This is a genomic window from Paenibacillus marinisediminis (assembly GCF_054343325.1).
On sequence record NZ_JBTGUH010000002.1, the window covers coordinates 39,452 to 63,568 of the forward strand.

Below are 24,117 nucleotides of genomic sequence, written 5' to 3' on the forward strand. Positions count from 1 at the left end.
TATGGACTGATTCAAGATAGCACAGATTTATTGTTAAGTTGGAGGAGGCAAGCGAAACATGAGCGGTGAAGCATATCGAGCTTATGCAATTGGAATTGCGCATACGTTACAGTCGGGTCAAGTATCGCTTCCTTACTTGTTGTTGCAGCATTACAAACGTTTAAATCTATCGGATACGGAAGCGATGCTTATAATCCATATGACGGGCTTTAGACAGAATGAAATGAATGACTTTCCTACAATTGATGAGATGGCTCAGCGGATGAGTGCAGGTGGATCAGCCGTCGTTGAGTCGCTGCAGCGACTGATGAAGGAAGGCTTCTTAACGATTGATGAGGATGTTGACCCCGCGACAAATGTACATTATGAACATTATAATTGGAACGGTCTGTGGGATAAGCTAGGCAAGCTGTTGATGGAAGATATGAGGGAAGAACGAAAGCGGAAACGCGCAAAAGCTCCTTCTTCCGATCAGACTGAGATGAGTCTGTTTGAAATATTCGAGAAGGAATTTGGACGGCCGCTATCTCCATTTGAGTATGAAACGATAGCGAGCTGGATTGATGAGGACCGATATCCACATGAGCTTATTTTGCTGGCACTCAAGGAAGCTGTGTTTGCTGGCAAGATTCATTTTAAATACATCGATCGTATCCTTCTAGAGTGGAACCGGAGCAACATCAAGACGGTGGAGGAAGCGCGCGTATATAGCCAGAAATTCCGAGGGGGCAAATAATCGCGAGGTGCTGACAACTTAGATACGGAGGGAGCTTCGATAACTATGAAGACGGAGAAGGAGAAAATGATCGCCGGGGAGCTGTATGACGGGTATACTGCGGAACTTCTTCAAGATCGACGCAATGCCCGTAAGCTGCAACTCGAGTATAATAATTCTGATCCTGAGGATACAGCAGGGCGGTTAGCTATATTAAAGAGACTCTTAGGCGCTTGTGGACCGCATATTGAGATTGAGCCGCCGTTCCGATGCGATTATGGCTATAACATTGAAGTAGGGGATCATTTTTACGCTAACTTCAATTGCGTCATTCTCGACGGTTGCTCGGTTAAGATCGGTAACCATGTGTTCTTTGGTCCTAATGTCCAGCTCTTTACGGCAACACATCCCATCATTCCGGAGAAGCGCAACACGGGATTAGAACAGTCCAAGCCTATTACGATCGGCGATAATGTCTGGCTCGGCGGTGGCGTCATCGTGAACCCGGGAGTAACGATTGGTGAGGGCACGACGATCGGCGCTGGCAGTGTCGTCACAAAGGACATCCCGCCGCGAGTATTTGCTGCAGGCAACCCATGCCGTGTTATAAAGGCAATAGAATAATGGAACGCCCCTCTGGCTTGTAATGGAAGCTCCCTTCCTAATCTGGCGAGAGGGGCGTTTTTTGTATTTACAGTGTGTGAAGGTGTCTGAGACGTCGAAAAACTGCATCTCAGGGTCAAATTTGCCTCATTCGAGAGCTGAGATGCAGAAAAATAACGTCTCAGCCCCACCGCGTCAAGACATCTGCTTCACAATCTCAGCGCCCATCTCCGTCGCACGATCCGTCGCGCTTGCAATAGCCGTGCGAATCGTCTCGCGGAGCTGATTCTGATTCAGCACTTCAAGCGCAGCTTGAGTCGTACCACCTGGAGAAGTTACCTTACGTCTGAGCTCGGACGGCGCTTCACCGGTACGACGAACCATCTCGGCTGCGCCAAGCACAGTCTGCACGACAAGCGCATGCGCCTGTTCGGGCTCAAGACCTTGCGCGACACCTGCATCAATCATCGCTTCCATGAAATAATAAATGTATGCGGGACCGCTGCCGGACACTCCTGTAATCGTGTCCATCAGCTGTTCTTCAACTTCAGCGACTATTCCAGTTGCGGTAAGCATCTGGCGCGCGGTATAGTGCTGCTGCTCGGTAACTTCACTTGAGAAGCAGATCCCAGTAGCGCCAAGACCGATCGTGCATGATGTGTTTGGCATCGTGCGAACGACAGAAACATGACCTAGTATGCGCTGTATAGCTGCAATCGACAGTCCAGCGACAGCTGAGACAATCAACGTCTCAGGTCGAAGCAGCGGACGCAGCTCTTTGAGGGCTGCGAAGGCATCCTTAGGCTTCATCAGAAGCACGATTACATCCGCTTCGTGCAGCCATCTAGCCTTCGTCTCATCATCATTACTCGTCTTTACGCCATATTGTCCATTCAAATAAACGAGGCGCTCTTTATTGCTTCGATTAAGCATGTGAATGCAATCCGGAATCGTTACTTCATTTGCAAGCATACCTCTGACGAATGCTTCTGCTAATGAGCCTGCTCCGTAAAAGCAGTAGTTCAAGCTTGTTATGTCGTTCAGTTGGTTCTGGTCAACAGCAGATTTCATCATGAGTTCCTCCCAATCCAGTCCTTCTTCTATCCATCTGTCTATTTATCTGAATGTCAGCTAGTTAATATTTCTCATTCTCTCGCAGCATGCAATTAACTTAACCGCGAACCTGGCCTGTACCGTAAACTCGATATTTGCTCGAAGTAAGAGCAGGCAGCCCCATCGGACCGCGTGCGTGCAGTTTCTGGGTGCTAATACCGATCTCGGCGCCAAATCCGAATTCGAAACCATCCGTGAAGCGGGTAGAAGCATTATGATAAACAGCTGCAGCATCTACATCGCACATGAACTGAGTTGCGTTGTGCTCATCTTCTGTCACGATGCATTCGGAATGCTTCGTTCCGTAACGAAGGATGTGAGCCAGTGCCTCATCCAGACCATCCACGACCTTAATATTCAGCACATAGTCATTATACTCGGTGGCATAGTCGTGCTCGGATGCAGGAAGTATATATGGCGCGAGCTTCACGGCCTGCTCACAACCGCGTAGTTCCACCTGACGCTCGTGGAAACGGTCCATCAGCTTCACGAACTCATCTGTAGGGTACGCTTCATGAACGAGCAGTGTTTCCATCGCGTTGCACACGGAAGGGCGCTGTACTTTAGCGTTCCATGCGATCTCTGCAGCCATCTCCGGACGAGCAGAAGCATCGATGAAAGTGTGGCATATACCTGCGCCCGTTTCAATGACAGGCACAGTCGCATTCTGAACGACATTCTGAATCAGCGACGCGCCGCCGCGCGGGATGACAACGTCGAGCAATCCATTAAGCTTAAGCATCTCATCAACAGAAGCGCGGCTAGGATCTTCGACGAGCTGCAGCGCATCTGTTGGAAGCTGGGACTTGCTTAGGGCATCATGCAGCACCTGAACGATCGCTTTGTTCGTATGAAGTGCAGCTGAACCACCTCGCAAAACGACGGTGTTGCCAGTCTTCAAGCATAATCCGGCAGCATCAACGGTAACGTTAGGACGCGCTTCGTAGATCATGCCGATAACGCCAAGCGGAACACGTATTTGTTCAACAAGCAATCCGTTAGGGCGCTCGAAGGAAGCGAGCGTATCACCAATCGGATCTGGCAGCGTGACGATCTGTCTTAGTCCCTCAGCTATGCCCTTGATCCGGTCGCTGTTCAGCAATAAGCGGTCGAGCAGCGATTCAGAGGTGCCATTATCGCGGCCATGCAAGATGTCCTGACGATTAGCTTCGATGATAAAAGCGTCCTCCTTCTCAAGAGCGTCCGCCATCATCATCAACGCTTCATTCTTCGCCTCAGTAGACATACGGTTCATCGTGATCGCAGCGTTCTTCGCCAACTGCGCTTTTTCACGTACCTCACTCATCATTTGATTCCTCCTTAATGCGATTCATCTTACAATTTCGATCTATTCATATAGTTAAGTATAAGGTGGGTCACCACATGTTTAGCGCAGCGTAACCCACTCATCACGATGAATAACTTCTATTCGGCTGACATCGAAATGCTTCAGCACTTCCATCGTCGAGCTGCCCGCGATCGACTGCAGCTGTTCATTATCGTAGTTAACAATTCCGCGGCCGATTAATTTTCCGTCCAGCCCGATTACTTCAACTACATCACCAGCATGAAATTGGCCTTGAACCTTAGTTACGCCTGCTGGCAGCAAACTGGATCCATTCACAAGCAATGCATGCTCGGCGCCTTGGTCGACGACGATGCACCCGAGCGGGGTGGAGTGGAAGCCTAGCCACTGCTTCTTCACAGGAAGCGAATGAAGCTGGGTATCGAAATACGTTCCTTTACCGGCTCCCTGTACCGCGTTGAGAAGATCTCCAGGCTCATTCACACAGCCGACGAAGGCGCGCACGCCGCCGCGCATGGCAATTCGCGCAGCATCGAGCTTGGAGCGCATTCCGCCTGTGCCGACAGCTGAGCCTGCTCCGCCCGCATACGCGTAGATCTCATCCGTAATATGATTAATATGATCGAAGCGGGTGGCCTTAGGATCCTTGCGCGGATCCGACGTGTAGAGTCCGTCAGTATCCGTAATTATAACGAGCCGCGTGGCGTGCACTAGATTCGCTACTAGGGCAGACAGCGTATCGTTATCGCCGAATTTGAGCTCGTCAATCGACACGGTATCATTTTCGTTTACGATCGGAATTACACCTTGCTTCAGCAATTCTTCGATCGTCATATGGGCATTGTGCCCGCGCTTGCGATTGGCGAAGTCCTGACGTGTCAGCAATATTTGCGCTGCAGCGAGTCCATACGGTTGAAGATGTTCCTGATACGCCTGCATCAGCAGCGCTTGACCGACTGCGGCCGCAGCCTGCTTCTCGTGTAGAATTTTAGGTCGCGTCTCATAGCCGATATGGCTGAATCCTGCCGCCACCGCGCCGGACGTCACAAGTACAATCTGCATGCCGTAAGCTGAGAGAGTTTGCAATTCCGCCGCATAAAATGCAATTCGTTCCTTGCATAATCCGCCATGCTCCGATGTTAGGGAACTGCTGCCAATCTTGACGACGATACGTTCATTCATGGTTCAATCATCACCTTTATTTTACTATGCGCTGCATGAGAAGCTGTAAGGCCCAACACGGAAAATAAAAAAAGACTTTCATCCATAAAGGACGAAAGTCTTAGCTCCCGCGGTACCACCTTCATTGAACATGAGCCGACTTTATTGACGCAGCTCCTGTTCCTGCTTAAAGCCGATAACGAGGCAATCCGTTCGCCGCACTTCATAATCAAGGTGGACGAATGCTCCGGGGTAGGTTTCTGCCTTCATGTTCGGCAAATGCTTGCAGCCTATGGCATCTGCTCTCTGTGCAACATGATTGTGGCGTACTGGCCCCATCATCACATGTAGTTTTATCATCTCACGCATTCACGTTAAAAGTTACCGTCAATTTTACCATGTGATTCTAGCGCTGTAAAGGTTGATCTGCTGAGCAGTTGACTGCTTATTCACGATTGGCACCCGGTCCAGTTGGTTCAAGCATCCGTTGCATAAACGGTCCTACATTTGCTTTAGTCTCGAGAAGATACGTCTTTCGTTCCGCTGAAAATAAGAGCAGCAGAGGGGTCCTGTTCGGGACATAGACCAAGAATACATCACGTGTCTCAAATGAATGATTGTTCAGCTTGACCGTATACGGCGCCATAAGAGGAACACGAACGATATAACCCATATTGCTTCCAATGGTAAGCTGAGGCGACATGCCCGTTACGCCCATTAGCCATTCTTTAGCAGCATTCTGAAAAAAGTCATCGTTCTTAAATGTTTTAATGATCCGCTCCTGCTGCATATCGAACAGCTGTACAGGAGGAATAATTAATTTTTCTGATTCTGGATTATCGAAGGCGAATGCGTGTTGATTCGTCTGCAGCCCAAAGGCGCACATGCTGAACAACATCACGATGACGAACCAAACAGTCATTTTTCGCAGCATACGAGTATTCTCCTTTCATAGCAACACCTAATGCAGCATCACGACTTGAGATTTCCTGAGTGCGGGAATACTTACTTACTTTACCCACCTTGACTGAAATCCATGAAACGTTATGATGAAGGAGATGATCCGAGGAAGGTCGAAGGGGTTGAAAGGGATGAATAGACGACCAGATTGGAATGTGTGTGTCGTACAAATGAATGTGCGAATCGGTGAACCGGAACGCAACCGGGAAGAGGTCATTCAACGGGTAGAAGAAGCAGTTATGAAGGTTCCAAAGCCAGATATCATCGTGCTTCCGGAGATGTGGAATACAGGATACGCGTGGAATCGGATTCATGAACTAGCAGAGCCAGACGGAAAGACAGCTCAGCAACTGTTGAGGGAATTGGCTGCATTGCATCATATACATATAATCGGCGGCTCTGTTGCTATTAAAGAAAACGGCAAGCTCTACAACGTTTGTTACGTCGTCAACAATCAGGGAGAGACTGTCCTAACGTATAAGAAGGCTCATTTGTTCCAGTTAATGAACGAGCATCTGCATCTGACAGCGGGCAGTGAGGCGGGAATATTTGAATTGGACGGCGTTCGCTGCGGTGTCATTATCTGCTACGATCTTCGATTTCCAGAATGGGTGCGGATGTATGCGCTGGAAGGGGTTGAAGTTCTGTTTGTACCTGCACAATGGCCTATACAGCGGCTTGTACATTGGCAGACTTTGCTGAGAGCTCGCTCCATCGAGAATCAAATCGCTGTCGTCGCCTGCAATCGAATGGGTACGAGCATTGATGCTGAGGGGGCAGTTACTACGTTTTGCGGTCATTCCGCGATTATTGACCCGTGGGGAGAAGTTGTAGCTGAAGCAGAATTAGGAGAGTCGCTGATCTGCGGCAGGCTGGATCTGACTCTTATCCCGGATGTCAGAGCCAGAATTCCGATATTCCAAGACCGCAGAGTGAATGTATACCGAATGTAGTGTACTCAAAGCGTTTATGAGAGGAGACCGAATGACACGATCTTCAGATTATCGGAGAAAAAAGAGATCCAATCGAGCTAAAGTGTGGATAAGCATATGTTGTTTGGTCATATTAGCTGTAATCAGCTATGGTCTTATGGAAAATGGAGCTGACAAGTTGAAGCAGGCGCTTGGGATTCCGTCAGCATTCCATACTGTTGGAGCTAATACCACCGATAAACAACCTATACAAGCGGGCGATAAATCAACTGAACATTCTTCTCCGAGTGCGGTGGGTCTATCTGATTCGAATGAGCAGCAGAAGGAAGATGAGCTGGAGCGAGAGAAGTATGAACGGGCTGCTCAGCTGGCGCTGAATAAGCTGGATCTTAAGCAGAAGATTGGACAGATGCTGTATGTAGATATATCTGCTGTCAGCCAAGAGCAGCCACAAGTAGAGCTGCCGGCCGCACTTGAGCAGATTCAACCCGGCGGCGTTATCCTGTTTCGCGAGCAGTTCCAAGCGCCCGACCAAACGGTACGCGTGACATCTTTGCTCCAGCATCTAAACGTAAGCGTGCCCGTTTGGATCGGCACGGACCAGGAGGGCGGCTTGGTGACGCGAGTGTCATATGCATCTGCCATGAACGGGAATATGGCGCTCGCCGCTACAGGCGATCCGGAGCTGACGACGGAAACTGCGCGTCGTACAGGCGAGATGCTGCAGCATCTCGGCCTAAACATGAACTTCGCCCCGGTGGCGGATGTGAACGTGAACCCGGATAATCCGGTAATCGGTATCCGTTCCTTCGGGGCTTCGCCTGAGCGTGTGGGCGAATTCGTGAAGGCGTACATCGCAGGCATGCATTCCATAGGCATGCCTGCGGCTGTCAAGCACTTTCCGGGGCATGGCGATACGGCAGTCGATTCCCATCTGGGACTGCCTGTGCTTAACCACACCCCGGACCAGATGGAACGGACCGACTGGGTTCCGTTCCGCGAAGCAATCGCCTCGGGTGTTGATATCGTGATGATGGGGCATGTAACCGTCCCATCACTCGACAACACCCAAGTGAAGTCAAAGCAGGACGGCAAGTCCATCTACTTGCCCGCTACATTATCGAAGGCGATCGTAACCGATGTGCTCCGGGAGCAGCTGAAGTTCGATGGCGTCGTCATGACGGACGCGATGAACATGGGGGCGATTGCGGAGCACTTCGGCTCGGATGAAGCCGCTGTACGAGCGGTTCAGGCAGGAGTCGATGTCATTCTGATGCCGCCGAATCCGGTCCGGGTCCAGGAGCGGCTGCTGAAGGAAGTACGGGCGGGCGTCATCTCGGAGGAGCGAATAAACGAGAGCGTGCTTCGAATACTGCGGATGAAGACCGCTTATGGCTTACTGGATGAAGAGGGCAATCCGGTTGATGTTCAGCCCTACGAGAAGAGGCTGGCAGAAGCGGAGCAGTGGCAGAAGGACAATGACGATGCCGCCTTTGCCCGCCGTGTAGCGGATCAAGCGGTCACCTACGTAGGTGAGTCTAATCAGCTTCCATTCTTAACGGAACAAGTGAAGCGAGTAGTATTGGTAGGAACGGATTCCTATGCGTTAAAGGAATTTAGCGCCGCAATCATGGATTCGATGTCTGAACAAGCATCCAGCTCAACTCGAACACTGAACACACTAACTAAAGTAGTTAAGACAGAGAGCGATATCAGCGCGATCATCAAGCAGCTGGATCAGAAGTCTGGGACTGACGTGGTGCTTGTCATCTCCCGCGATGCTCAGCTTCAGTCCAAGCAGCGCAAGCTATTACAGTCCGCACTGGATCAACTGAGCAAGACAAAGGTCCGTTATGGTCTGATCGCGACAAGCTCGCCTTACGATGTCGATGCATTGAGCGGGATGCCGTTCAGCATTGCTGCTTACGGCCTGACAGAAGCTAACCTGCGAGCGGCTGCCGGCTTGCTGTGGAAGCAAGAGCCGACAGCCGCGCACATGCCGATAACTCCATAAGCTATTTCTCCCGTAGAGGGGATTGAAGACGGTTGCCGAATTGAGTTGCAACCGTCTCTTTTAATGTGCGCATAAAAGCTTCTGCAGCCTTGGACATGTAGCGTCCGCTTCGATAGGCTAATACTAGCGTGCGTGAAGGATCGCCTTCGATGGGTAGATACGCCGGCACGAATTCACTGCGCGGCGCCGTAGCGATCAATCTTGGTACTAGCGCCGCACCCATTCCAGCAGCGACAAGCGATTGCACCGTCTCCATGTTTGAGCTCTCGAACACGATGCGAGGCTCGAAGCCCGCTTGGCGGCACAAGTCCATCGTGATCTGGCGGAAGCCTTGTCCGCGCTTCAAGAAGATAAAGGGCTCGTCCTTCATTTGTTCCAGACGGATTGGCTCCCGCTTGCTCTGAGTATCTGCATTCAGAGGGTGATCCTGAGCTACCGCCAGCATAATCGATTCTTCGATGATGGGCTCATAGTCGAGAGCAGGATCGTGTATCGGTAAGGATAGCAAGCACAGATCGTTCTTACCTTGTGCAGTCATCTTCACCAACGTGGAGGTAGAAGGCTCCTCCGATATGACTAGCTCGATGTCAGGGTAATGCTTATGGAATAACGGAAGCACATGAGGCAGCAGGTGCGATCCGGTTATCGGCATCGTACCGATCGTAACCTTGCCGGCCTTCGTCTGCGAGATATCCGCCATTTCTTTTTTGAGCTGCTCGAGAGAATCCAATATTTTTTGCGCGCGATCTACAAACACTTCGCCTGCATAAGTCATATCCACAGAATTGGTCGTGCGCTGAAACAATAGAACTCCGATTTCTTTTTCCAGCTTGGACAATTGCTGACTAAGCGATGGCTGCGCGATATGCAGCTTCTCAGCCGCTCGTGAGAAGTTCCGTTCCTCGGCGATTTGCAGCGCGTATTGCAACTGTCGTATTTCCATTTGTAAAGGCAACCACCTTTCGCAGACTTATAGTTTCATCCTATCAATCCTATAGATATTATATCTTGGAACAATGAAGAAGCAAATGTTATATTGAGTCCAATAGAATTGTTGCGATAAGGCGCGAGAGGTGAGTGTATATGTCAAAGAAAACGTTGTACGAGAAAATTTGGAATGAGCACGTCATCGTTCAGGAAGAAGGCAAGCCGAGCATTTTGTATATCGACCTGCATCTGGTTCACGAAGTAACTTCACCGCAAGCATTTGAAGGACTGCGCTTGAGCGGACGCAAGGTACGTCGTCCTGAACTGACATACGCGACGATGGATCATAACGTACCGACGAAGGATCGCTTCAACATCTCTGATCCAATCTCGAAGCAGCAGATCGATACGCTGTCTGCCAACTGCAGAGACTTTGATGTTAAGCTGTTTGACCTTCACAATATCGACCAAGGCGTTGTGCATGTAATGGGTCCTGAAATCGGCTTGACTCATCCTGGTAAAACGATCGTTTGCGGCGATAGCCATACTTCCACGCATGGTGCGTTTGGCGCGTTGGCATTTGGTATCGGTACGAGTGAGGTTGAGCATGTATTGGCTACTCAATGCTTGCAGCAAGCGAAGTCCAAGACGATGGAAGTTCGCTTTGTCGGCAAACGCAAGCCAGGCGTCACTGCTAAAGATATGATACTTGGCGTCATCTCCAAGTATGGAACTGACTTTGCGACGGGCTATGTAATCGAGTATACAGGTGAAGCTATTCGCGAGCTGACGATGGAAGAGCGTATGACGGTATGTAATATGTCTATTGAAGGTGGAGCACGCGCTGGTATCATCGCACCGGACGAGACTACATTTGAATATTTGCGCGGACGTCAATATGTACCTCAAGGGGGCGAATTCGATCAAGCGGTTGAGCGTTGGAAGCATCTTGTTACAGATGTAGGTGCGGAATACGATACTGTTGTCGAGTTCGATGTTGAAGCACTCATACCGCAAGTAACATGGGGAACGAGCCCAGGCATGGGTACTGATATAACAGGTCAAGTGCCTAATCCGGTTGAACTGAAAACAGAAAATGAACGTAAAGCTGCCGAAAAAGCGCTTGAATATATGGCACTGACACCAGGCACTCCGATGACAGAGATCGCAATTGACTATGTATTTATCGGCTCCTGTACGAACGGCCGCATCGAGGACCTTCGTGCTGCAGCTGAAGTTGCCCGCGGTTATAAAGTGAGCAACAACGTAACAGCAATCGTAGTGCCTGGTTCCGGTCGCGTGAAGCTGCAAGCTGAAGCAGAGGGCTTGGATAAAGTGTTTATAGAAGCCGGCTTCGAATGGCGTGAAGCGGGATGCAGCATGTGTTTGGCGATGAACCCTGACGTTCTGCAGCCTGGACAGCGTTGTGCTTCAACATCCAACCGCAACTTCGAGGGCCGTCAAGGACGCGGCGGTCGGACGCATCTGGTATCGCCTGCAATGGCAGCAGCTGCTGCGATTAAAGGTCATTTTGTCGATGTGCGCAGCTGGGATATCAAGACGGAAGTCATGAATTAGGAGGAGGACGATCCGATGCAACCATTTACCACTTTAACTGGACTCGTAGCGCCTGTTGACCGTGTCAATGTCGATACGGATGCTATCATCCCTAAACAATTTCTGAAACGCATTGAACGAAGCGGCTTTGGTCAATTCCTGTTTTTTGAATGGAGATTCGACGAGCAGGGCAATGTGATTCCGTCGTTCGATCTGAACAAACCTCGTTACCAAGGTGCAAGTGTATTGATATCTCGCGCTAATTTCGGCTGCGGCTCTTCTCGAGAGCACGCTCCATGGGCGATTCTCGATTATGGCTTCCGCTGCGTCATCGCGCCGTCATTCGCAGATATCTTCTACAACAACTGCTTCAAGAACGGTATACTGCCAATCAAGCTATCCGAGGAGCAGGTTGAAGAGCTGTTCCAACGTACAGCCAACACAGAAGGCTATCAATTGAACATCGATCTGGAAGCGAAGACGATCAGCGATCATGCAGGCTTGTCCTACTCCTTTGAACTGGATGAGCATCGCCGTCAATTCTTGCTTCAAGGCTTGGACGATATCGGTTTGACGCTTAAGCATGATGATGCAATCTCCGCATATGAATCGAAGCATGCTGATCGGCTGACATATCCGATTCAATCATAAGGCAATGGCTAACAGATAACGAAATGAAATTATCTCAAATAGCATTCTTTGTATCTGTGAACGTCACCGGTGCAAGGAATGCTTTTTTGTGCTGTAACACTAGCTCGGTCATTTATACTGGCTTTGAGTGCCAATTCAAAAATATACCTGCGCTGAATATGTTGATTAAACGCAACTTTTGTCAATTTTCAACGTCTATAGGTACGTCTGACACTTTGAATCCTTAAACAACCGTCAGAGTGTTAGAACAACACGAAAGGATGTAGAGGTGAAGATGCAGCGAAAATTTAAAAGTAGTATGTGGATGTTGTTTGTGATGTTATTCTGTTTTGTATTGCCTCAGACAGGACAAGCTGCTCCGCAGCCGACCCTGTACCTGAATGGAAGCTCGATAATGCTTCCAGAACCGATTAAGATGATTAATAATTCTGTCATGATTCCGATTCGCGTCGTATCAGAAGAGTTAGGTTATAAGGTAGGTTGGGAGCAGAAGACGCGAACAGTAACCATAAATAACGGAAGCACCAGTATCAAGCTAGTAATCGGTGAGAAGACAGCTCTAGTGAATGGAAAAGAAGTGAAACTGCCGGTTGCTGCGACTGTAATTAACGGTACTACACTTGTTCCTCTGCGATTCGTTGGTGAATCGATGGGACTAGTAGTAGACTGGGATAATGAGTCTAAATCTGTGTACTTATTCACATCAGATGGAGGTTCGTCCGAGGTACCACCACCTTCTGGTGGGGGAGGTGCAACGAATGATGCGAAAGTAACGGATTTTGATTTTTTTGATAACACCTTACATATTGCAACAGACAAGTCGGTCAAACCTCATATTATGAAGATGTCCGATCCAGATCGAATCGTCATTGATCTGCCGAATACGGTGTTTTCCGATGAGTTCAAGTCTAAATTCTCGTTTGACGATAGTGGACAAGGAGTAATGAAGATTACCGATTATCCGGACGTTCAGCGTATACGATACGCTATGTTCAGCGATAATCCGAACACAGTACGGTTCGTAATCGACGCCAATTATCCATTAACATACGAGAACATCTCAACTACTAATGGACTTATTTCTTTAACATTGAATCCTGCGCCTACGGAACCGACAAAGCCTCCTGAGCCTACTAAGCCAGTCAAGCCAGCAGGCAAGTATACGGTAGTAATCGACGCTGGACATGGCGATCATGATTCTGGCGCCGTCAGTGTGCGAAAGCGATATGAGAAAACTGCTAATTTAGGGATTGCCTTAAAAGTGGCTGAGCTTGCCAAGAATGAACCGAAGCTGAATATCGTATTAACTAGAAGCACGGATGAGTTCCTTGAACTGTCTGAGCGAGTAAAAATTGCTAACAATCTTAACGCGGATTTATTCGTTTCCATTCATCATAACAGTATCGATAATAAGCCGAGTGTAGGCGGTACTGAGACTTATTATAATCGTGCAGACAGCAAAGCCTTTGCTGAAACGATGCATAAGTATCTCATGAAGGGAACTCAGCTTAAAGACCGGGGTGTGAAGTATGGGGATCATCACGTCACACGCAATACGAAGATGCCGGCGATCTTGTTGGAGGTTGGATTCTTGACTAATCCTGATGAGGAAGCCAAAATATTCGATGAAGATTTCCAGTGGCGAGTTGCGATGTTGACAGCGTGCGGAAGCAAAGAGACGGCTAATAACGGTTCTAGTATAGACAATGTTGAGCCGCCCAAGGTAGAGGCGAATAAACCTGAACAACAGCCTGCGGAAGTTGATAAACCTGCGGATACGAAGCCGACACCGCCGTCGAATGAAACGGAAAAGCCTGAAAAGAAAAAGCAAACCATATCGGTGTATGTTTCAGATGATGAATTGATGGAAGTTACATCGTTTACGAAAGACATCGAATATTCGAATGACACGGAGAAGATTGACGCAGCATTGAGCTCGCTGAAAACTGCAGACAGCTCGAAGTACATCGCTCTGTGGGAGAACATAGAGTTTAAATCTCATAAGCTGGATGATAAAGGCGTATTGACGCTAGATATTCATATTCCAGACGATGCTCACTATGGTGCGGGCGGCGAATCTTTTGCGATTCAAGCTTTGACGAAGACGCTGTTTCAATTCCCAGAGGTAAAAGCGATCAATATCTTGATTGATGGTAAAGAAACAGAGAGCTTGATGGGCCATGTATCGCTCGATCATCCGATTGCACGACCATAAATGAATGAGTTTATTTTTGTGCAATTAGTAGTTTCATATTCATATACATGTAAGATTTGTAAACAGGGGCAGGAAATGCCCCTGTTTCTGTCGAAATAGTGATTTTGAAACCATAAAATAAGATGAAGGAGATGCATCATGCTGTTTAATACCAAAAAACGACTACATAAAGTGATAGTTACTTTGTTAGCGGTGTCGATGACTCTATCTGCTGCTCCAGCGGCAATGGCAGCTCAGAACACTGCTCCAGCAAACACATCAGCGTCAAACGCATCAGGTTATAGTCCAGTATTCAGCGATGTTAAGCTTGGCCATTGGTCAGAAAAACATATACATAAATTAGCGTCACTGGGTATTCTGCAAGGCAACCAAGGTAAATTCCGTCCAACTGATCCGATTACTCAGCAAGAAGTAATAGCTGTTGCTATTCGTTTCATGGGCTTGGATGATAAGGTTCAGAAGGATACAGCAGTTAAACTGCCTGAAGAGATCAAGGTCAGCAATTATTTCAAAGGCTATGTCGTTCTGGCGCTTAAGGAAGGTCTGATAGATCTAGAGGAAGAGAGCGCAGTTACTAAAGATAAAACGGCTTGGGGCGAGAGAAAAGCAACTCGTGAATGGGTGTCGAAGATTCTCGTTCGCGCTGCAGGCAAGAAGAGCGATGCGGAAGCTGCGATGAATACCCCAACTTCCTTCGCAGATAACAGTGAGATTTCATCTGATGCGCTTGGATATGTCAATGTAGCGGTTGATCTGAATCTGACGACCGGAATGGACAAGAATCGTTTTGTTCCTAAAGGTACCGTTACAAGAGAGCAAGCAGCTACATTCTTCAGCCGCGCGGATGAAAAGGTATCCAATGTGGATTATGCCAATGATAGCTATGGAATCGTTACGGGGATGACTGATGATCAGATCAAACTGTATACGGAAGATAACAAATGGGTCAATGTTCGTTTTGATAATAAGACGATGTGGTACGAGTTAGGCAGCGACAAAGCTATTACCCCGCAAGACATTCCTTTGTATACAAAGATTCGTTACATTGGACAAGCTAACAATGCAGTTTATGTAGAGTTAGTCGATCAAGAGAAGATGATCAACACAACGCTAGCTACTCTTAAATATTCAGAAGCTAATTCGCTGTGGGTGAAGCAGAACGGACAAGAAGGCTTGCAAGAAATTAAGTATGAGACGAACACAGTATTTAAGGACGCAAGCGGTAACACGATTAAGCCAACTGATCTAGTAGAAAACACGGAGCTCGAGATTACGCGTGAAACATTCTCCAAGGATCATAAAGTGATTGAGATCCAGGTGAAGACGAACCAAGTGAACAAGAGCGGTTCAGGCAAGGTTACTACGCTTGATCAAGCGTCACGCACCCTGACTGTATCGAATGATAAGGGTGTCAACGAGACCTATTCAGTTAGCGAGAAAGCTGTTATCCGTCATAATAATACTTTATTAAGCCTGCAAGATCTGAAGCCTAGTGACTCTATCACGTTTACTGTTGAAAATAATGTGATTACATCCATCGTGCTCTCCAGATCGCCTGAAGCAAGTGTTGAAGGCAAGCTGGTAGCACTTGATAACTCGAAGAAGATGATTACCGTTGTCAAAGATAACGGGGACTTCGATACCAAGCTGCTCTCGACATTAGTCGATGTGCAAATCGAGGGCATGACCAACGCGTCGATTGATAACTTGATATTCGGCGCTGATTATGGTGACCGTGTAAAAATGACCGTGAACAGCGAAGGTAAAGTTACACATATTCAAGTTCTGAACCGCAATGTCCAATCCATATATGGAGCGACGATCAAGAGCTACGATACTAAAGGGCAATATCTGGTGGTCGAGGATGCGAATAAGAATGTTAAGCTTCTTAACCTTGACAACACGACTCAGTATGAACTGAATGGCAATAAGGTGACTCAAGATGCAGTTCTCGGTATGCTTCTTGGCAACCGCAAGGTAAACATACAGTACATTGGCGAAAAAGCGCTGCTCGTTCAATTTGTGTACAAATATGAAGGGAAATATATGGCGTCTAATCTGTCCTCACGTCAAGTGACGATGGAGCTCGCTAATAAAGACATCATCATTATGCCGTATGAAGGTCCAGTTCTGCCAGTACTCGTATATGGCAATAAGAGTGCCACTGTAGCGGATCTGAAGCGCGGCGATCAGGTCACAGCCATGTTGTCCAACAATCAAAGCTCGATCGTGTCCTTATCCGTTCGCAGCCATGTTCAATTCGATGTTGAAGAAGTGAGCACTGCAACGAATCGAGTCAAGCTCCTGAATCCGGACAATAAAATAGAGGACTACAGCCTTAGCAATGTCGCGTTGTACGATACGAACAATAATCGAATTACGGTGTCCAATATCAACAAGGGTGATGTATTGAATGCTGTATTTGATGGGACTGCCCTGGTGGAGCTTCGCAAGGTAAATGTATCGATGGGACGTGTTCAGTCTGTTGATGTAGCTGATGGTAAGGTTGTAGTGAAAGACTATAATGGACAGCTCTATACCTTCAATTCTGCTGATGGCTTAACTGTCTTAACTGATACAGGATCTACTTCTAATATCGCTACATTGAAAGTTGGCGATCGAGTTGAGGGTCGCAAGGATGCATTAAACAAACCAGTACTGAAAGTGATTCCAGGTTCAGAAAGAACATTCTGGAAGTATGATTCCAAGACGAAGGAATTGTATGTCACTCGTAAAGCTAACGATACAAGCAAAAACTATTTCCAACTCCATCCGAATGTAATCATTCATGATGCTGCTGGACAAACGATCTCGGTTGAATCGTTGAAAAATGATGACAAGCTTGTACTATACTTCTTGAACGATCAGATCATTGAGATCGAGAAGAAGTAAATAGTTTATGATGAGAGCCGCTATCTGTAAAAATGGGTAGCGGCTTTCCTATTCCTGGCGGTGGCGAAGTCTGTTGAACGTGTTATAATGACACAAGAGCTTTTTTAAGGGGGCTATGACATGGCTGTCACTGTGCGTGTACGACGTATATTAGATACAATCGGAGAATTATTTCCGAATGCCCATTGCGAACTGAATCATTCCAATCCATTTGAATTGACGATAGCCGTTCTCTTGTCAGCTCAATGTACAGATGAAACGGTGAATAAGGTTACGGTAGATTTGTTCAAGAAATACAAAACACCGCAGGATTATATTGCTGTTCCGTTGGAAGAGTTGGAACAGGACATTCGCCGCATCGGCTTATATCGCAACAAGGCAAGCCATATTCAGAAGCTATGTCGCATCTTGCTGGATAAATACGATGGACAAGTACCGGATAAGCATGAGCTTCTGACTGAACTGCCTGGTGTCGGACGTAAAACTGCTAATGTTGTAGTTTCGAACGCATTTGGAGTACCGGCGATAGCAGTTGACACACATGTGGAACGTGTATCGAAGCGGCTTGGCTTAGCTGATGAAACTGACAGCGTACTAGAGGTTGAGAAGAAATTGATGCGTAAAGTACCGCGAGCGGAGTGGACGCTTACGCATCATCGATTAATATTTTTCGGCCGATATCACTGCAAAGCGCAATCCCCTCAATGCGAAGTTTGTCCGTTGCTGGATCTATGCAAATTCGGAAAACAACGTATGAAAGGGGAATCCAAGAGAAAGACTGGTAAGTAAAGTTTAAGAGAACAGGTGGTACCTAATATGAGATGCATTTCCGTTTACACTGACAACTTTGAGCAATTTTCCGATATTTTTGAGAAAGTGATGCAGAGTCCTGTGCAGGATGATGAAGAAATTATTGTGGATGGGATTACGGTTTACGGCGCTGGCGAGGTGCCCGATCAATATGTTGACCGCATGAAGCAGAAGCGCGATGTGGTTGTGATGCGAGTGAAGGCTGAAGGCATTACAATACTTCAACATGGTGATCTATTCGAAATTATACTCCCGGAACGGGAAAATATGGTACACTAGAACCGAGTTAGCTGGCATGAAGGAAAAGCCGAGCAGCTCGGTTTTTTCTTGTTCTAAGGCTTATTCTAAGGATGGAGTATAGAGGGATTAGATCAGAGGGGGATCAATACAGCGGGTATGAAAACGTTGGATACAGCCAGTTCTGCAGTTCAAGAGAATACCGGCGCATATCAAGAGAATAAGACAATGAGCCATGTTATTGGAGTATGGGCTGAAGCTGTCAGACAGGACGGCAACATTAATGAAGCAAACAAATTGATAGAGTTGTGCGATAAAGAGCGCGAAGGTTTGCTTATGATCGCGATGTGCGGACACTTCTCAGCAGGCAAATCGACAGTTATTAATCAAATGTGCGGTAAACGCCTGCTGCCATCCAGTCCAATACCAACAAGCGCTAATGTAGTTACCATTCGGAATGGCGAGCGACGTGCAGAGATTTTATTTCGGGGGCGGAGCACGGATCAGCTGGAACTTATTCCACTAGAACGGCTGGAAGAAGTATGCCAAGATGGTGAAAGCATAGAGCGAGTGAATCTGTATGAAGAAGTAGAATGGCTGCGTGAAGGCGCTGCGCTGCTTGATACGCCTGGTGTAGATTCTACTGACGACCTGCACCGTGAAGCGACTGAAGCGGCGCTCCATATGGCTGACGTCGTATGCTATGTGACGGACTACAATCATGTCTTGTCCGAGATCAACTTCGCCTTTGCGAAGCAAGTAGCTGAAGCGGGCAAGCCGCTGATCTGGATCGTAAACCAGATCGATAAGCACCGCGAATCCGAGCTGAGCTTCGAACAGTATCGTTCGAGTGTGAGCAAGGCGCTTCACGATTGGGGAATCCACCCTGCGGCAGTCTTTTATGTTTCGATGATGGATGCCGATCATATTCATAATGAATGGGCGCAGGTTGTAACTGCTCTTCGTCTGCTCGTCAAGGAACGCAAGCCGTTGGTCGCATCCGGTGTTGAACAGGCTGCTCGATTTATATTATTGAAGCATGAGGAACAGAAACGCGAGAAGCTGACAGCAGAGCACAGGGAATGGATAGAGTCGGCTGGCGGTGAATCTGTGATAAATAACGTGCGGAATGCGCTGCATACGGCGGAAGAACAAGAGCAGCACCTAATGCTTGACAAGAAAACTGAACGAACAGAATTCCAAGTCAAGGTCAACCGTTTGCTGCGAGATGCGAATATAATACCTGCTCCATTGCGAGATCTTGCCGCGCATTATCTAGAGAGCCGACAGATAGGGTTTCGCGTCGGTCTATGGAATCGCGGTGAGAAGACCGAAGCTGAACGTGAACGCAGATTGAATGAAGTTCAGATTCGCTGGAAAGAAGAGATACAGACTAATATTTTCAGTCATCTATCCTCCTTGGCGCGTGAGTATGCTGGAAAGTTAGCTATAGAAGGAGATACTGCTGTTGATACTCTTCTGGCAGCTATGCCTGAATTAGGAGGGCGTTGGCTTGCTGATTTCGTGCAGGAAGGTGCTGCCGGCACTAATGAATATATTCTGAATTATTGCCGACTCATTAGCGAGGAAGCCAAATCGCTGATTCGTAAGGCAGTGTGGAATGAATTCGAACCCTACCTTCAGCAAATAGAACAGCGTAAAGATCAGGAAATAGAGAGAATTAACGCAGAGATTGCCGTATTACGCAGTAAGCTGCTTGAGGACGAAAGATTTTTGCAAGCAGCTAACCAGTTGGTACATGAAGAAGCGCGCTTAGTCCAGATGATGGACGGCCTCTTTTCGAATCGAGCTAAGCCTGTATCCTCACTTGAGCTCATGCCTGATCTAAGCAATAGCGCTTTGCTTCGTGCGTGCAACGATACTTCATCAATTGATACAGAAGAAGCTGATACCTGGAATATATCGATCTTAGAGCTTAATAAAGAGGATGTTGGAGATCAAATGGCGGCCTATGGACAATCCGCCAATAGAACCGACTCTCCGCACCCTATGGCCGGGGATGATGTTGACGCAAGGGCTAGGTGGCGGGCAGCAGCAGAGCAATTAGAGCTCAGCGCCTCCGCGATTGATCAGTACGCTTCGATAGCTCATATGAGTGAGCACATGCGCGCCAAAGCGAAGCGTCTGCGAGACAATCGCTTTAGCGTAGCGCTGTTTGGCGCCTTCAGTGCCGGGAAGTCCTCATTCGCGAATGCGTTAATGGGTGCGGAGCTGCTGCCTGTGTCGCCGAATCCGACGACGGCAGCCATTAACCGCATCTTAGGCCCGTCTGATGAGCATCCTCATCGAACAGCGCTCATTCGGATGAAGAAGGAATCTGAGCTATTAGCTGATATACGTTATGCACTGGAATGTATGGGTGAAGCTCAAGCACAGAAATTTAGCTTGCAGGAAGCTCTTCAGCAAACTGAACACTGGCAGCCCGAGATGCTGCATCCTGCGGGGAAGCCGCATTACAGCTTTATTCAAGCGGTGAAGCGTGGCTATGATTCGATTCAGCATCTGTTAGGTCAAGAGCTTCACGTTACCTATGAGGAGTATCGCGAATATGTATCGAATGAAGAGCGGTCTGCCTTTGTGAACAACGTAGATCTATTCGCCCATAATCCGTGGACAGCTCAAGGGTTTACCTTCGTGGATACGCCGGGAGCAGACTCCATTAATGCTCGCCATACAGGTGTGTCCTTTGAATACATCAAGAACGCGGATATTATCTTGTTCGTAACTTATTATAATCACGCCTTCTCGCAAGCAGATCGTCAGTTTCTCACACAGCTCGGACGAGTGAAGGATACGTTTGAGCTTGATAAAATGTTCTTCATCGTTAACGCGGCGGATCTGGCCGCGAGCAGCGTAGAATTAGACAGTGTGATGGAATATATGCGTGCTCGACTGCAGGAGTTCGGTATCCGATCTCCACGGTTGTTCGCGGTATCCAGTTTGCAGGCTTTGGATCGGAAGCTGTCAGGCCATATCGATCAGCTGCCTCGAACAGGCTTCACCGGGTTCGAAAGAGAGTTTCAACATTTCGCTGGTCATGAATTGACAGCTATGGCAGTTCAGTCCGCTGAACATGATATGCTGCGTGCCCATTCTCAGCTTGAGGTTATGGCGGCAGCGGCTGTTGCAGATAAGAATGAGCGTCTTGAGCGTCAACAGCAGCTTCGTCAGGCTGTGCAGCGAGCTGAGCAGCAGTTGCGGTCATTAACGTATTGGAATGAACGCAAGCGACTAGAGCAAGAAACGGATGAATTGCTCTATTATGTCCGGCAGCGTATCCAGTACCGAACAGGTGATAGCTTCTCTATGGCATTTAATCCGGCGACACTACGTGGCGATAACACGGACATCGAACGCTCGCTTCTCCAATGCTACGGCGAGTGGCAGCGTTCCTTCGAGAAAGAGCTGACCAATGAGCTGCTGGCGACTTCATTGCGGTTGGAGCAGTTGGCGAAACGGCTTATTGTCAAGCGCTTTGATGAGATCTTGGTCAACATTCAGACCACGTTGAATGGCTTCAATTTCGCATTGCCTGTCCCTATAAGCAGTTGGACTACACCGCATATAGAAGTTAAGAAGCCTGAAGGCGTGCTGACTTCACGCAAGCTGAAATCACTGTACCGTTCTAGCAAAGCCTTTTTCGAGGGCGGTGGTCGCGAGGAGCTTCGAGGGCTGCTGGAGCAGGAAGCATTGGAGCAAATAAACGGCACAAACCAATGGATCAAGCAAAAGTTCTTAGAGCATCTTGAAACGCGCATGTCGATTACGGTTCAAGATTTGGTCTCTGATTGCGTGCAGGTGATGCAAGAATATGAGGCAGGCATGATGTTTGCATATGGTGAATCTGTAGATGCTGATGAACTTCGTCGTACTTCTGCACAGCTAAAATCCTATATACGGAAATTATTGTGAATATGGATTGTTTTCATACGAATTAATATCATTTTGGCATCAATATTAGAAACACCTGCATCAGTAAGGGATGCAGGTGTTTTTGCTTCAATAAACTAAAGAGATGAAAGAAAAACAGACCATTTAAAAGAAAGATACCGTTAATGATCCGATAATGTGTTCCTATCGACTTTTAGACGCAATTATGCATTGCAGACCGTTTTGCCGTTCTTTGGAGGTGATGTTAAACTCCGTTACATACAATTGGCTTTATGTAGAGAGGGGGAGAAAGATGAACGTCTTCAAGCAATTAGCACCGTACTATTGGCCTAAGAAAATGTACTTTTTCGGTTCCATCTTATGCCTGATGTGCGTCACTGCGCTTGGTCTCGTATATCCCAATTTATTGAGGATACTGATTGACGACGTCATCGGTAAGGGGAATTACGATTGGGTGCCTTGGCTAGCATTAACGGTTGTTGCCGTCGTTAGCTTAAAGGGCACCCTACAATTTTTATCAGGCTTTTTAGGCGGGAGGTTAGGGAACTGGTCAGCTTATGAAATGCGCAATGATTGTTATAGAAAATTGCAATCACTGTCTAATGAGTATTATGACAAAGCGCGTACAGGAGACCTGATGTCTCGCTTGACCGCCGACTTGGAGGGAATTCGTCATTTCGTCGGATTCGGCTTTGCACAAATATTGAACATGATTCTAATGGTCATATTCGGGGCTGCCATGATGCTGTCGATCAACTGGCAATTGACGCTTATCACTTTTATCAGCATGCCGTTTCTCGCTATCGTGGCTCTCAAGTTTGAGAGCAAGATCCATCCAGCATTCCGTGAAATGCGCAAAACTTTCAGTTCGTTAAACACCGCTGTTCAAGAGAACATTACAGGTGTGCGAACGGTGAAATCATTCGCGCGCGAATCGCATGAGGTTGAGAAGTTCTCGGTCCGCAACGAAGCTTACAAAGAGAATCAGATCTATGCATCATCCTTATGGGGAAAGTACTTCCCGGTAATGGAATTGTTGGCGTCACTCAGCGTTGTCATTCTGCTTGGTTGGGGCGGTACTTCTGTCATTAACGGAAACATGACTCCAGGTGAGCTGATCGCATTCTTCAGTATGATCTGGTACATTATCGGTCCGATGTGGGGCATAGGCTTTCACATTAACAATTATACGCAAGCGAAGTCATCTGGTGAACGTGTACTGGAGCTTCTGAATACTCAAGTTGAGATCAAAGACACACCTGCTGCGCGTCCATTGGATCCAGACCAAGTGCAAGGCCATATTGAGTTTAAAAACGTATCTTTCCGTTACGAAGGTGAGATGCATGCCGTTCGCAACATTACACTCGATGCGACACCGGGCAAGGTTATCGGTCTCCTTGGCGGTACAGGCGCTGGTAAATCGACGATCATTCAACTCCTGATGCGGGCATATGACGTGAGCAACGGTCAGATTCTGCTTGACGGAGAGGACATTCGTAATATTGAGGTGTCAAGCCTGCGTAAACAGATTGCAACCGTATTCCAGGAAACATTCCTGTTCTCATCAACGATCCGCAATAATATCGCATATGGTCGTCATGATGTCACCGAAGAGGACATTATCCGTGTCTCGAAGCTGGCAAAGGCGCATGATTTCATTCTAGAGCTGCCAGAAGGCTATGATACAGTCGTCGGTGAGCGCGGACTAGGTCTTTCCGGAGGTCAGAAGCAGCGATTAGCGATAGCGCGCGCGCTGTTGAATAATCCGAAGATTCTCGTGTTAGACGATGCAACCAGCGCGGTTGATATGGAAACAGAGCATGAGATTCAGGAAGGCTTTAACGAAGTAATGCGTGGGCGCACTGTATTTATCATTGCTCATCGAATATCTTCCTTGCGTCATGCTGATGAGATTATCGTGCTGGATGAAGGCAACATCACTCAACGCGGTACACATGATGAATTAATTGAGGTTCCGGGCACTTATCGAGATGTATATCATATTCAGTATGCTGATTATTTAGAGGAGCAGGAATCCTCGCAAGCTTCAGCAAGGCAGGAAGATGGGGTGAGAGCATGAGTCAATCCAAAGCAGCCGAACCGTCTAGGCGC

The 24,117-nt window shown here is 47.7% G+C and carries 18 protein-coding genes; 12 read left to right on the top strand and 6 right to left on the bottom strand.

What is annotated here, in order from left to right; translation table 11 throughout:
- Positions 1 to 58: 58 nt before the first annotated feature.
- A complete protein-coding gene (locus ACXX53_RS06060) occupies positions 59 to 736 on the top strand; it encodes a DnaD domain protein (RefSeq protein WP_458567734.1) in 678 nt (225 codons plus the stop codon).
- Between the two features lie 45 nt (positions 737 to 781).
- A complete protein-coding gene (locus tag ACXX53_RS06065) occupies positions 782 to 1,339 on the top strand; it encodes a sugar O-acetyltransferase (protein ID WP_458567735.1) in 558 nt (185 codons plus the stop codon).
- Between the two features lie 174 nt (positions 1,340 to 1,513).
- Here ACXX53_RS06065 and proC read toward each other — a convergent pair whose 3' ends face one another.
- From proC to ACXX53_RS06090, 5 genes are all read right to left on the bottom strand, one after another.
- A complete protein-coding gene (gene proC / locus ACXX53_RS06070) occupies positions 1,514 to 2,389 on the bottom strand; it encodes a pyrroline-5-carboxylate reductase (RefSeq protein WP_458567736.1) in 876 nt (291 codons plus the stop codon).
- Between the two features lie 100 nt (positions 2,390 to 2,489).
- Complete coding sequence (locus ACXX53_RS06075) at positions 2,490 to 3,737, bottom strand: glutamate-5-semialdehyde dehydrogenase (RefSeq protein ID WP_458567737.1); 1,248 nt, start codon at positions 3,735 to 3,737, stop codon at positions 2,490 to 2,492.
- Positions 3,738 to 3,818: 81 nt separating this feature from the next.
- On the bottom strand, positions 3,819 to 4,919 hold the full coding sequence (proB, locus tag ACXX53_RS06080; RefSeq protein ID WP_458567738.1) for a glutamate 5-kinase: 1,101 nt from the start codon (positions 4,917 to 4,919) through the stop codon (positions 3,819 to 3,821).
- 141 nt (positions 4,920 to 5,060) lie between these two features.
- Positions 5,061 to 5,258, bottom strand: coding sequence for a hypothetical protein (locus tag ACXX53_RS06085; RefSeq protein ID WP_458567739.1), 198 nt, complete (start codon positions 5,256 to 5,258; stop codon positions 5,061 to 5,063).
- An 85-nt stretch (positions 5,259 to 5,343) separates the two neighbouring features.
- Positions 5,344 to 5,832 (bottom strand): type IV secretion system protein VirB6, encoded by a 489-nt coding sequence (locus tag ACXX53_RS06090; protein WP_458567740.1) that lies wholly within the window; start codon positions 5,830 to 5,832, stop codon positions 5,344 to 5,346.
- A 157-nt stretch (positions 5,833 to 5,989) separates the two neighbouring features.
- Between ACXX53_RS06090 and ACXX53_RS06095 the strand changes: the two genes are divergently transcribed.
- Together ACXX53_RS06095 and ACXX53_RS06100 are read left to right on the top strand one after the other, a co-directional pair.
- Positions 5,990 to 6,811 (top strand): carbon-nitrogen family hydrolase, encoded by an 822-nt coding sequence (locus tag ACXX53_RS06095; RefSeq protein ID WP_458567741.1) that lies wholly within the window; start codon positions 5,990 to 5,992, stop codon positions 6,809 to 6,811.
- Between the two features lie 103 nt (positions 6,812 to 6,914).
- On the top strand, positions 6,915 to 8,804 hold the full coding sequence (locus ACXX53_RS06100) for a glycoside hydrolase family 3 protein (protein WP_458567742.1): 1,890 nt from the start codon (positions 6,915 to 6,917) through the stop codon (positions 8,802 to 8,804).
- A 1-nt stretch (position 8,805) separates the two neighbouring features.
- On the opposite strand, the gene ACXX53_RS06105 is transcribed toward ACXX53_RS06100, so the two are convergent.
- Positions 8,806 to 9,747, bottom strand: coding sequence for a LysR family transcriptional regulator (locus ACXX53_RS06105; protein ID WP_458567743.1), 942 nt, complete (start codon positions 9,745 to 9,747; stop codon positions 8,806 to 8,808).
- A gap of 140 nt (positions 9,748 to 9,887) precedes the next feature.
- Between ACXX53_RS06105 and leuC the strand changes: the two genes are divergently transcribed.
- From leuC to ACXX53_RS06145, 8 genes are all read left to right on the top strand, one after another.
- A complete protein-coding gene (gene leuC / locus ACXX53_RS06110) occupies positions 9,888 to 11,309 on the top strand; it encodes a 3-isopropylmalate dehydratase large subunit (RefSeq protein ID WP_458567744.1) in 1,422 nt (473 codons plus the stop codon).
- Between the two features lie 15 nt (positions 11,310 to 11,324).
- Positions 11,325 to 11,939, top strand: a complete 615-nt coding sequence (leuD, locus tag ACXX53_RS06115) for a 3-isopropylmalate dehydratase small subunit (RefSeq protein WP_458567745.1) — start codon at positions 11,325 to 11,327, stop codon at positions 11,937 to 11,939.
- Between the two features lie 304 nt (positions 11,940 to 12,243).
- Positions 12,244 to 14,154: an N-acetylmuramoyl-L-alanine amidase gene (locus ACXX53_RS06120; RefSeq protein WP_458567746.1), complete on the top strand. Its 1,911-nt coding sequence runs from the start codon at positions 12,244 to 12,246 to the stop codon at positions 14,152 to 14,154.
- 138 nt (positions 14,155 to 14,292) lie between these two features.
- The gene (locus ACXX53_RS06125; RefSeq protein WP_458567747.1) at positions 14,293 to 17,046 is read left to right on the top strand and encodes an S-layer homology domain-containing protein; all 2,754 of its coding nucleotides are present in this window, start codon (positions 14,293 to 14,295) and stop codon (positions 17,044 to 17,046) included.
- 120 nt (positions 17,047 to 17,166) lie between these two features.
- Positions 17,167 to 17,835 (top strand): endonuclease III, encoded by a 669-nt coding sequence (gene nth / locus ACXX53_RS06130; RefSeq protein ID WP_458567748.1) that lies wholly within the window; start codon positions 17,167 to 17,169, stop codon positions 17,833 to 17,835.
- 27 nt (positions 17,836 to 17,862) lie between these two features.
- Positions 17,863 to 18,135, top strand: a complete 273-nt coding sequence (locus tag ACXX53_RS06135; protein WP_458567749.1) for an NAD/NADP transhydrogenase alpha subunit — start codon at positions 17,863 to 17,865, stop codon at positions 18,133 to 18,135.
- 117 nt (positions 18,136 to 18,252) lie between these two features.
- Complete coding sequence (locus ACXX53_RS06140; protein ID WP_458567750.1) at positions 18,253 to 22,026, top strand: dynamin family protein; 3,774 nt, start codon at positions 18,253 to 18,255, stop codon at positions 22,024 to 22,026.
- A gap of 271 nt (positions 22,027 to 22,297) precedes the next feature.
- Entirely contained in the window at positions 22,298 to 24,085 is a 1,788-nt protein-coding gene (locus ACXX53_RS06145) for an ABC transporter ATP-binding protein (protein ID WP_458567751.1), read from the top strand.
- Positions 24,086 to 24,117 lie beyond the last annotated feature (32 nt).